Below are 10259 nucleotides of genomic sequence, written 5' to 3'. Positions count from 1 at the left end.
GCACGCTGCACATCCACAGCGCGGGCAAACGGCTTCGCCCTTTGTGGCCTGCCAACGCAGCTTGCGGAACACGTCATAGGCTTCCTCGTCCGTCATCCGGGCCACACGCACCAGCGAGAGGGTGCGGGCTGCGGCGGAGAGGAGGAAGTGCTGAGCCATCTGTAGCTATATCCGTTACCTATGTAACGAATATGATGGCATCCCGGCAGATTGTCAAGGAGCGCCGTAACGTATATGATGGCGTACGTAACCAATGTGAGGGCAAATGAAGACCGAGGACGTGTGGGTCAATCAGGCCAAAGGCATCCTGCGCGCAGCGATGGCGCGGCAAGGCATGACCTATGAGCAGTTGGCGGAAAGGCTGGCTGAGATAGGAGTACAAGACACGGCTGTAAACCTCCGCAATAAGGTAGCTAGAGGGGGGTTCTCAGCCGTGTTCTTGCTTCAGTGTTTGAAGGCTGCCGGATGTAAGAGGGTGGAGTTGGACTAATGTGACCTGGATTATTATTCTTATATGTGTTACGTTTATGCCACCCTTCGATTGGAGAGTTAACTTTGTTGAAGATGTTTCGGTTATCGGCGGTAGTGCTAGTGGCTCGCTTCCTTAAAGTGCCAATTGCACCCCATCAATCTTATTTCTTTAGTCCAGGCATCAAAGAAAAGATCGCATCGTCCTCCCATTGACCAACGATGCGACAATTATTTTTCCCATTTTCCCGAATTAGGACGACGTCTGTTTTCGGGTTGATGGCGTTCCGGATCTTGCTCGCCAAAATGTCGATGGTAGTTTCAGCTTCAAAGATCACAAAGGAAGTGGGTTCAGCCCAGTACATGGGCGTTATGTCGTGCCACACTGCCTGTAAGGCCACATACTTCTGGTTATAATCGGATGCCCCCTCCTGACCTTCTATGCGGAACGTAATCCAGAAAACCGCCATCTGCTGACCTCCACCGTCGTTGGTGCTGAGGGTTAACGGTTGTTTTCCGGACAGTGCCAGGAGATAGGCATCGCGTCGACAGATTATTTATTGTGAGTGTTGTGGTGTAGCAGGCGCATGAAGCCACCTCGCCGTCTTGATAGGTAGAATGCTTGAAGCAACTCTTGTCTAGCAGGCTCAATATTAGACAGAGCTTCATCAATGGTTTTGTATATGTATTTCTCCCGGGCAGCAATGGTTGCCTCTAGACTTGCATCAGCCAGAGAAATGTATTCTGAGTCGTGATAGTAGTTCCCTAGCACGGATGATTTGGTGAGAATCATATAGCTTTCTCTTCCGTACTTAGAGAAAAGCAATGCATCAGAAAAAATTGATCCCTCTACTTTCGTGCAAAATTCTTCTAGTTCTTTCGTCACGGCTTTAAGTTCAGCATCGGCCACCGGCCTGTCGATCATTCCCAATGCGAGACGGTGGCGTATCGAAGTCATTTGCTTACGAAGGCGCGAGACTTCTTCCGTCGTCTCAGAACGTAGGTTCCTGAGATCGCCTAAGAACGTCTCATCAGCAATGACTTCCGCCATTGCTTCGCGTTTTTCTTTTTCTTCGGCGCGCTTTTCGGCCGTGTCTTTCCCTGTCAGCATCCATGTCTGGCGCACAGAGATCCAAAGCAGTGCCGTGGTGATGGCCGCAGTGATGAGGGTGGGTACCCACCAAGGCACTGACAGAAGCAATTCAGCAACCCGAGCCGCAAGCGACTGAGCTGCTGCAACATCATCGGGAACTGTGGAGTATCCGATCACATCAAGCATGATCTTCGCTGCCATCCAGCACGTCGAGATCAGCCACGATGCGAACAGCGCAAATCGCGTAAGTATCAGTCGGAGCATGCCGCAGCCTAGCGGCTGGAAACGTCACGTTCAAAGCCCGATCCCTTCGTGCAGGGCATCAGGAGCCACGCTAGGTGCGTTTGCTACCTGATGCCGCAAAACATGCGGTGACGGCTGGGTGGCATGACGGCATCGGTGCATCCGGCAGGGCAGGATTGCATCATAGCATGTAAAGGCATTTGATCCTACGAAGCTTAGCCTGCGTGGACGGACCTGCTGGAATCGCCGGCGGCCTAGCGCGAGCCGACAAGTTCGAGGCAGCAAACGGGCCGTGGCTGCAGTAGAGTAGCAGACGGACCCAGTATTTCCGTGTGCCGTGAGTGACCGGAAAGTCGGGTCAGTCAGTCCGCGGGAGGAAGCGGCCGTGGCTGCAGCGCGGGTCGAACGACGCATGGCCGCGATCCTGGCGGCGGACGTGGTCGGCTACTCCGCGCTGATGGAGCGGGACGAGGATCGCACGCTCGCCCGGCTCAAGGCGCACCGCAGGGACTTCATCGAGCCGCTGATCGGCGAGTATCAGGGGCGGATCGTCAAGCTGATGGGCGACGGGGCGCTGGTGGAGTTCGCCAGCGTGGTCGATGCGGTGCGCTGCGCGGTGCTGATCCAGAAGGGCATGGCGGAGCGCGACCTGGAGCTGCCGGCGCCGGAGCGCATCCGGTTCCGGATCGGGATCAACCTGGGCGACGTGATCCATGAGGACGATGGCGACATCTACGGGGACGGGGTGAACGTCGCGGCCCGGCTGGAACAGCTTGCCGAGCCGGGTGGCGTGATCGTCAGTGGCACCGCCTATGACCATCTTCAGGGCAAGCTCGACCTGCCGCTGGAGTTCGCGGGTGAGCAGCGGGTCAAGAACATCGAGCGGCTGGTGCGGGCCTATCGGGTGCGGCTGGACGGGAAAGCGGCGCGCTGGCGGCCACCCTTGCGGCGGCTGCGCCTCGCCGTGCCTGCGGGAGCCGTGCTGCTGCTGGCGCTGATCGCGGCGGGAGCCTGGTGGTGGTACCTGGGCAGGCCGACCGGCCCGCCGGTGCCCGACGAGCCATCGGTCGTGGTGCTGCCGTTCGACAATTTCGGTGGAGACCCCGAGCAGGGCTATCTGGCCGATGGCATGACGGAGGACATGACCACCGACCTGGCGCGGGTGCCGGGCCTGCTCGTCATCTCGCGCAGTGCCGCGTTCCAGTACAAGGACAAGCCGGCCGATCCGGCGAAGGTCGCCGCCGAGCTGGGGGTGCGCTACGTGCTCGAAGGCAGCGTGCGGCGCGTGGGCGAGGAGTTGCGCATTAATGCTCAGCTGATCGACGCCGCCACCGGGATGCACAAATGGGCGGAGCGGTTCGATGGCAAGTGGAGCGAGGTCTTCGCGCTTCAGGACAATGTAATCAGAAGTATTGTCCTTGCGCTGGAAATGAGGCTCGCATCCCGTGAGCAACCGCTTCAGGCAACCGGCGGAACCCGCAACCCTGCAGCTTATGATGTCTACCTGAAGGGCATGGAACTCTACGGGCGCCTCACGCCTGAATCGGCAGTGGAGGCGATAAGCCATCTGAAGCAGGCCGTGACGTTGGATCCAGACTATGGGGAGGCCTACGCCGCACTGGCGGAGGTGTATCGCTACCATGGGCCCGACTCGTTCAACCTATCCTCCGCAGAGTTCAACGCAGCTGTCGTCGCTTACCTGCAGGAGGCGATGAAGCATCCATCACCGCGTGCCTATCGTGTTCGGGCAGATCTTCTGCTGCAGGCACAGCAGACCGAGGCCGCCATCGAGGATCTCCAGCGCGCCATCAACCTCGATCCAAGCAATGGCGACACCTTCGAATGGATGTCCTATGCCATGGCCCTGGTCGGTCGGGCTCAGGACGCTCAGCAGGCCGCAGAAGCAGCATCACGCGCCAATCCGCTCGCGGCAGCCAATGACGATCTCGGCTTCGCCTACTTCACGGCCGGCCGCTTCGCCGACGCTGCTACGGTGCTGGAGAAGCACTTGCAGGAACGTCCCCAAGAAACGTGGGCCCGGATTATCCTGGTGGCTGCTTATGGGTATCTCGAACGTGACGCGAAGCCACACATCCAGGAGATCGAGGCGGAACTGCTCAAGGAGAACATAGTCGGCTTCTCGCAGTTGATGGGCCGTGTCTGGAATCCGTACAAGCGTCCTGAGGATGCTGCCCGGCTCCGCGACGGCCTGCGTATGGCCGGTGTGCCAGAGTTCCCGTTCCCCTACCCGGAGGGGATGGTCCGGCTGACGGACGACGAGATCAGGCCCGCACTGTTCGGCCGTGTGCTCAAGGGACGGGACATCGACAACGGGGCGAGCTGGATCCTCACCTTCGAGCCGGACGGGGCCTTCACGTTTGCCAGCGACAGCAAGTTCGCGAGCGGGCCATCCGACGCTGGCCGGCTGGTCGAGATCCAGGATGGCGTCATGTGCTGGGGCTACCCGGCGACAGGCAACCGGGGCTGCGGCGCCCTGTTCCGGCCAAAGGGGGCGACGGATTACAAGAAGCTGCTCTGGATGGCCCATGTGGACCGGATCGACTTCCAGGTCGTCCAATAGGCCTGGCGCTGGGGCCGGAGGGAAGGGTGATCCTGGCCTGCCGATTCCCCATTGACCTAGAGCGCGCTCTAACTCGTAGATGTCAGGTCGTCCAAGACGTCGAAGGCAGGCGATGAGGATCGGTGACCTGGCAGAAGCCTGTGGGCTGAGCGTGCATACCATCCGCTACTACGAGCGGATCGGCCTCTTGCCCTATGCCCCGCGCGGGCGGGGCGGGCGGCGCGACTATGACCAGGGCATCCTGGTCTGGATCCGCTTCATCGGCCATCTCCGGGCGACCGGCATGCCGATCCGCGAGATGCTGCGCTATGCCAGGCTGCGGGCCGAGGGGCCCGCTACCGAGGGCGAGCGTTGCCGGATCCTGGAGGTGCATCGCGAGCGGGTCCGGGCCGATCTCGCCGAACTCGGGGCCTGCCTTCGCGTCCTCGACCAGAAGATCGCCGCTTATGGCGCACCATCCGAAGAGGACGACGACCATGTCGAGCAACCCGCAGTCCGACGAGCGCTACCAGCGCGGCCTGAAGGCCCTGACCGAGATCGACGGCCAGGCCGGTGAACGGGTGATCTCCGCGCTGGCGGACATCGCGCCCGATTTCGCGCGGATGGTGATCGAGTTCCCGTTCGGCGACGTGTACACAAGGCCGGGCCTGGACCTGCGCTCGCGCGAGGTTGCGACCATCGCGGCGCTGACCGCCATGGGCACGGCCACGCCCCAGCTCGAGGTGCATATCGAGGCCGGGCTGAACGTGGGCCTGAGCCAGGAGGAGATCGTCGAGACGATCATCCAGATGGCGGTCTATGCCGGCTTCCCGGCGGCGCTGAACGGGCTGTTCGCGGCCAAGCGGGTGTTCGCCGCCCGCGCCGGCCACGAGGCGGCATAAGCTTGCCGGTGCGCCTTGTCAGCGGGCCGGCCGGCGCACCGTCAGCGCGGCCGCCTCGCTCAGGGTGACCCGCACCTGGTCGCCCGGCTGGAGCCGTGTCGCCCTGGCCTGCATGGCCGGATCCTGGATCTCCGCCTGCTCCTGGACACCGTTCGGGTTGGTGAAGGTGACGATGTGGGTTTCCGGGTCGTAGCTGTCGATCGTCACGGTCGTGGTGAGCGAGCTGCCGACGGCCATGCCCGGCATGCTACCCTCGGGCGTGCGCATGACGCCCTGGTCGAGGATCTCGGTGGGCGCCCCGGCGGGATTGTCGGCCGAGCCCACCCGCAGCGCCGAGAGTTCCGCCGCATAGGTGACCACGATCTCGTCGCCGATCCGGACCTGCTGCAGGTTGCGGACATCCGGCGGCGCATAGATCTGCGCGCGGCTGCCATCCGGCCGGCGCACGGTGACCAGCCGGCTGGTCATGTCGATGGCCTCGACGGTCGCCACCACCTCTTCCTGCGTCATCGAGGAGGTGGCGGGCGGGGGATTGCTCGGCACCGGGGTGGCGGCCGGCTGCGGCGGTGGCGGGGCGGCGGTGCAGGCAGCGAGCAGCAGGCCCGCGGCAGCGGCGACGATCACGGAACGCATCCTGGCCTCCCTGGCGTGGCTGCTCTGGCCGGCAGCACCTGACCTTGGTCCTGCCATGAAAATGCCGGCATGGGAACGCGCTGCGGCCGCTCAGGCTGCCTGAGGCAGACGACGCCATCGTCGGAAGTGTTCGACGATCCGCTCCTCCAGCTCGTCCAGGGCGAGCGAGCGGCGCCCGGCGGCGCGCTGGATCAGGAGCTGCACGTCGGGGAGGTCCGGGAATCCGTCGGCCGGGCCGAAGGAGCGCAGATTGGCGGTCAGGTTGCTGGAGGCCAGGCAGGAGATGGCGAGGCCCGCCTCCATCGCAGCATAGATGCCGGCGATCGAGACCGAGGCGACCGCGATCCGCGCCTCGCGGCCCTGCTCGGCCAGCGTGCGCAGCATGGCGGTGCGAAAGCAGCAATGCTCGCCGAACACCGCGAGCGGCAGGGGATCGCGTTCATGCGCACAATGATGGCGCGAGCCCATCCACATGAGCGGCTCGGCATGGACGATCGTACCGCCGACCTCGCCATTGCCGCGGGTGGTGAGGGCTATGTCGACGCTGCCCTCACGGATCCGCTGCGAGAGTGTCATCGAAGGCTCGCACACCACGTTCAGGGTGAGCTTCGGGTTGGCTTCCGTGAACAGGCTGAGGATCGATGGCAGATAGGTGGAGGCATAGTCGTCGGGCGTGCCGATGGTGACCTCGCCGGCCAGCTCGCGCTCGGAGAACTCCGCGATGGCCTCGCGATGCGCGCGCAGGATCCGGCGCGCATGCACCAGCAGTGTCTCGCCCGCAGGCGTCAGGCTGACATTGCGGCCCTCGCGCGTGAACAGGGGCCGCCCCACCGTGTCCTCCAGCCGCTTCACCTGCATGCTGACGGCCGACTGGCTGCGCAGCACGCGCTCCGCAGCGCCGGTGAAGCTGCCGGTCTCGGCGATCGCCACCAGGGTCGCCAGCAGGTCGGGATCGAGCATGCGGTCCATGGCCGAACTCACATCAACTTCGTTGAAGAGAACCATCAACATTATGCGTTGGATTGATCCAAGTCGCCAGCGCATATTCTCGAACGTGAGGCCGCCCCTGGACCTCCCCCCTGATGGAGAAGGTGAATGTATGCCGAGACCAACCGGCAGGTGACCACGCACGCCCTGTCCTCGACCTTCCAGCTTTCCGGTGGCGCGGTGACCGCGCCCGTGCGCAGCAAGAACGTCGTCGGTGGGGCCGAGCTCGCACGTCGCCAGCAGCCGGCCGGCATCGTCACCCGCCTGATGCGCATGTGGGCCGACTGGCGCGCGCGCCGCGACCTCCAGCGCCTGCCGGACCATGTCCTGAGCGATATCGGCCTGAGCCGGGCCGATGTGGACCGCGAGGCCCTGCAGCCGTTCTGGACGCCGCTCGACTACGACACGCTGGAGACCCAGCGCCGTCGCGCGGCCATGACCCGGTCCAACCGCTACTACTGAGCCCGCCCCCGTGCAGGCACCACGCCCGGCCGTTACCCCCGCGGCCGGGCGTGGGTGCTTGCCTTCCCGTGCCCGATCGGGTGAAGAGCCCGGTGACCGGCGCGGGAGATCGAGATGCAGCGCGACTTCGACCTGTTGGCCTTCGGCGAGCCGCTCATGGAGTTCGCCGAGGTCGCCAGGGGTGGGGAGCATTTGTTCCTGCCGGGCCTGGGCGGCGACACTTCCAACGTGATCGTGGCGGCGGCCCGCCAGGGCGCGCGCACTGCGTTCATGGGTGCGGTGGGCGATGATCCGTTCGGCCGGCGCTTTTTGGAGCTGTGGGACCGCGAAGGGGTGGATCGCAGCTTCGTGCGCACGCCGAAAGGCAGCCAGACCGGCATCTACTTCATCTCCTACGGCCCGGACGGCCACGAGTTCTCCTACCGGCGCGCCGGTTCCGCCTCCGCCCTGGTGGCGCCGGACGACGTGCCGGCGGAGCTGGTCCGGCGCTCGGCCATCCTCCATGTCTCGGGCATCAGCCAGGCGATCTCGGCCTCGGCCTGCGACGCGGTGTTCCACGCGATCCGGATCGCACGCGAGGCCGGCACGATCGTGGCCTACGACCCGAACCTGCGCCTGCGCCTGTGGCCGCTCGACCGGGCCCGCGCGATCGTGGACGCCACCGCGCGCTCGACCGACCTGCTCCTGCCGGGCCTGGACGACGCGCGCCAGCTCACCGGCCTGGACGAGCCGGAGGCGATCTGCCGCCACTATCTGGCGATGGGGCCGGAAGTGGTGGCGCTGACCATGGGCAAGGACGGCACCATGGTCGCCACGCAGGATCGGCTGGCAGTGGTCGAGGCCTTCCCGGTCCAGGCGGTGGATGCCACCGGGGCGGGCGACGTGTTCGACGGCTCGTTCCTGGTGCGCTGGCAGGCCGGGCGCGACCCGTTCGCCGCCGCCCGCTACGCCAATGCCGCGGCCGCTTTGTCCACGCTCGGCCATGGCGCGGTGGCCCCCATCCCGACCCGCGCCGATGTCCAGGCCTTCCTGGCCAAGACGGACCTGCTGGCGCGGATGGATCGGGGCAAGACCTAGCCGAAGTCCGGGCGGCGCTTGGCGAAGAAGGCGGCCCGGCCCTCGCGGAAATCATCGCTGGCGACCGCCTGGTCGCGCAGCTCCTCCATCCAGGGCGCGTGCGGCAGCCGGGCGGCCGCCGCTGCCACCAGAAGCTTGCTGGCGCGATGCGTCACGACGGACAGGGCCGCGATCTCTTCGGCCAGCTTCATGGCGGCATCGCCGGCCGGGCCGTCCGCGGCCCGCTCTGCCAAACCGATGCGGACCGCCTCGGCGCAGTCCACCACCCTGGCCGTGAACAGCAGCTCCTTGGCGCGGGCGGGGCCCACCACCTCCACCAGCGCCCGGGTCTCGCCGATCCCGTAGACCAGGCCGAGCTTGGCCGGCGGCGCGCAGAACCGGGCATTGGCGGCGGCCACGCGCAGGTCGCAGACGGTGGCGAGCATCAGTCCGGCGCCGAAGCAGACCCCGTCGACCGCCGCGATGGTCGGGATCGGCAGGTCGCGCACGGCCCGGAGCGCCCGGTCGAGCAGCTCGTGGAAGCGGCGGGTCGCCTCCGGACCGGTCAGGCTGGTCTGGAGCATCTCGATGTCGTTGCCCGACGAGAACGCCCCGCCGGCACCATCCACCACCAGGACCCGGACATCGTCGGGAAGGCCGGTCGCCAGCTCGGCCAGGCGGGTCCACATCGCCTCGGTGAGCGCGTTGCGGCGCTCGGGCCGATCGAGCGTGATCCGCCCGACCCGGCCGTGCCGGGTCCAGCGGACGTGATCATCGACTGCCATGGCTTGCTCCGCTGCGTCCGCCGGGTGCCGCCGGCGCCGGGCCGAACTGGTTGCTCTCCGCCATGCCCCTGGCGAGCAGCAGCCACAGGAGGAAGCCCAGGCAGCCGGCCAGCAGCAGCGCGGTGCCCAGTGCCGTGGCCAGCGGCTCCCCCTGGGCCAGCAGTGCCACGCCCAGGATGCTGGCGCCGAACGGGATCGCCTGCAGCCAGCCGCTGCGGCCCAGGTCATGCAGGCGCTGGGCGGTCAGGCAGATATTGACCCAGCCGCCCACCACCGAGCAGCCGGCACCGACCAGCGATGGTACCACGCCGCCCATCCCGCCGGCGATGGCGGTGATGATGCCGACGCCGAGATTGACGAACAGGAAGTTGAAGAGGAACGACAGCCGACCGCGCCGGCCGATCGTCGAGAACCAGTCCGGCCGTTCCGCCGGCGCGACATCCTCGGGCACCATGCTCATGATCGCAGCCTACCTACCGCCCGGTCAGGCCGCGGGCGGCTGGGGGTACCAGTCCAGCGCCAGCAGCTGGTCGAATTCGTAGGGACAGGTTTCCGGCACGCGGTCCGCGGCCTCCGCCTCGCCATGGTCGAGCAGTGCCTGACGGGCCTCGTCCCGGCCGGCTGCCCAGTGCCGCGGCAGGCTGCGCCGCAGCTTTCGGGCGAGGGTCGGGGTCATCCGGCGGCCGATCTCACGGCGTGCCTGCCGCACGCTGGCCTTCCAGCCTGCCCGCGGCTCCTCCGCCGGGCTGTGCTGCAGTTTCAGGAGGTGCTCGATGATCCGCTCCAGCTGGCTTTCCATGCCATGGAGGACCTCACTGCCCATGTCGGCCACTTCGATCGCGAGATGCTTCAGGTCGAGCGGGCCGTTCCAGCGTGCGCGGGCCAGCCGGCGCAGCTCCTTCGCCTGGACTCTCGTCCAGGCATAGAAGTCAGTCTCGTAGAGCTGCTCGATCTCGCTGGGCATCGATCCTCCATCGCTTCCGAGGATAGGGACGGGCGTGGGTGGCTCCAAGCACCTTCCGGGCGGGGAGGCGGTGGTCCTAGCCCGCGGGCTCGGCGACCGGCTCGGC

The 10259-nt window shown here is 65.7% G+C and carries 14 protein-coding genes; 6 read left to right on the top strand and 8 right to left on the bottom strand.

Annotation, left to right across the window (positions count from 1 at the left end):
- The coding region (locus tag VNS22_RS27240; protein ID WP_325738192.1) for a transposase at positions 1-159 on the bottom strand (159 nt) is incomplete at its 3' end.
- Between the two features lie 106 nt (positions 160-265).
- Here VNS22_RS27240 and VNS22_RS28445 point away from each other — a divergent pair.
- Complete coding sequence (locus tag VNS22_RS28445) at positions 266-490, top strand: DUF6471 domain-containing protein (RefSeq protein ID WP_349261903.1); 225 nt, start codon at positions 266-268, stop codon at positions 488-490.
- A 142-nt stretch (positions 491-632) separates the two neighbouring features.
- Here VNS22_RS28445 and VNS22_RS27235 read toward each other — a convergent pair whose 3' ends face one another.
- Positions 633-938 (bottom strand): hypothetical protein, encoded by a 306-nt coding sequence (locus VNS22_RS27235; RefSeq protein WP_325738190.1) that lies wholly within the window; start codon positions 936-938, stop codon positions 633-635.
- An 83-nt stretch (positions 939-1021) separates the two neighbouring features.
- Positions 1022-1762 (bottom strand): hypothetical protein, encoded by a 741-nt coding sequence (locus VNS22_RS27230; protein WP_325738188.1) that lies wholly within the window; start codon positions 1760-1762, stop codon positions 1022-1024.
- A 454-nt stretch (positions 1763-2216) separates the two neighbouring features.
- Here VNS22_RS27230 and VNS22_RS27225 point away from each other — a divergent pair, with 454 nt between their 5' ends.
- The 3 genes from VNS22_RS27225 (at position 2217) to VNS22_RS27215 (ending at position 5266) form a co-directional block, all read left to right on the top strand.
- Positions 2217-4385 carry an adenylate/guanylate cyclase domain-containing protein gene (locus VNS22_RS27225; RefSeq protein WP_325738187.1) on the top strand — a complete coding sequence of 723 codons (2169 nt, stop codon included), beginning with the start codon at positions 2217-2219 and terminating at the stop codon, positions 4383-4385.
- Positions 4386-4497: 112 nt separating this feature from the next.
- Positions 4498-4941 (top strand): MerR family transcriptional regulator, encoded by a 444-nt coding sequence (locus tag VNS22_RS27220; protein WP_325738185.1) that lies wholly within the window; start codon positions 4498-4500, stop codon positions 4939-4941.
- Entirely contained in the window at positions 4862-5266 is a 405-nt protein-coding gene (locus VNS22_RS27215) for a carboxymuconolactone decarboxylase family protein (RefSeq protein ID WP_325738183.1), read from the top strand. Before VNS22_RS27220 ends, VNS22_RS27215 begins: the two co-directional genes overlap by 80 nt.
- A gap of 18 nt (positions 5267-5284) precedes the next feature.
- Here VNS22_RS27215 and VNS22_RS27210 read toward each other — a convergent pair whose 3' ends face one another.
- Together VNS22_RS27210 and VNS22_RS27205 are read right to left on the bottom strand one after the other, a co-directional pair.
- Positions 5285-5899 (bottom strand): hypothetical protein, encoded by a 615-nt coding sequence (locus VNS22_RS27210; protein WP_325738181.1) that lies wholly within the window; start codon positions 5897-5899, stop codon positions 5285-5287.
- Positions 5900-5989: 90 nt separating this feature from the next.
- Complete coding sequence (locus tag VNS22_RS27205; RefSeq protein ID WP_325738179.1) at positions 5990-6868, bottom strand: LysR substrate-binding domain-containing protein; 879 nt, start codon at positions 6866-6868, stop codon at positions 5990-5992.
- 126 nt (positions 6869-6994) lie between these two features.
- Between VNS22_RS27205 and VNS22_RS27200 the strand changes: the two genes are divergently transcribed.
- Together VNS22_RS27200 and VNS22_RS27195 are read left to right on the top strand one after the other, a co-directional pair.
- Entirely contained in the window at positions 6995-7348 is a 354-nt protein-coding gene (locus VNS22_RS27200; RefSeq protein ID WP_325738177.1) for a DUF1127 domain-containing protein, read from the top strand.
- Between the two features lie 114 nt (positions 7349-7462).
- Positions 7463-8425, top strand: coding sequence for a sugar kinase (locus VNS22_RS27195; protein WP_325738175.1), 963 nt, complete (start codon positions 7463-7465; stop codon positions 8423-8425).
- Here VNS22_RS27195 and VNS22_RS27190 read toward each other — a convergent pair.
- The 3 genes from VNS22_RS27190 to VNS22_RS27180 are packed head-to-tail and all read right to left on the bottom strand — an operon-like array spanning position 8422 to position 10153.
- Positions 8422-9189 carry an enoyl-CoA hydratase/isomerase family protein gene (locus VNS22_RS27190; protein WP_325738173.1) on the bottom strand — a complete coding sequence of 256 codons (768 nt, stop codon included), beginning with the start codon at positions 9187-9189 and terminating at the stop codon, positions 8422-8424. The two genes, VNS22_RS27195 and VNS22_RS27190, sit on opposite strands and share 4 nt — an antisense overlap.
- Positions 9176-9649 carry a DUF805 domain-containing protein gene (locus VNS22_RS27185; protein ID WP_325738171.1) on the bottom strand — a complete coding sequence of 158 codons (474 nt, stop codon included), beginning with the start codon at positions 9647-9649 and terminating at the stop codon, positions 9176-9178. The genes VNS22_RS27190 and VNS22_RS27185 overlap by 14 nt, the downstream gene beginning before the upstream one ends.
- A 24-nt stretch (positions 9650-9673) precedes the next feature.
- Positions 9674-10153, bottom strand: a complete 480-nt coding sequence (locus VNS22_RS27180) for a DUF29 domain-containing protein (RefSeq protein WP_325738169.1) — start codon at positions 10151-10153, stop codon at positions 9674-9676.
- Between the last annotated feature and the right edge of the window lie 106 nt (positions 10154-10259).

Source organism: Geminicoccus sp. (genome assembly GCF_035556675.1).
Lineage (GTDB): Bacteria > Pseudomonadota > Alphaproteobacteria > Geminicoccales > Geminicoccaceae > Geminicoccus.
The sequence above is the reverse complement of the archived record's forward strand: the minus strand, read 5'-3'. Positions and strand labels throughout refer to the sequence as shown.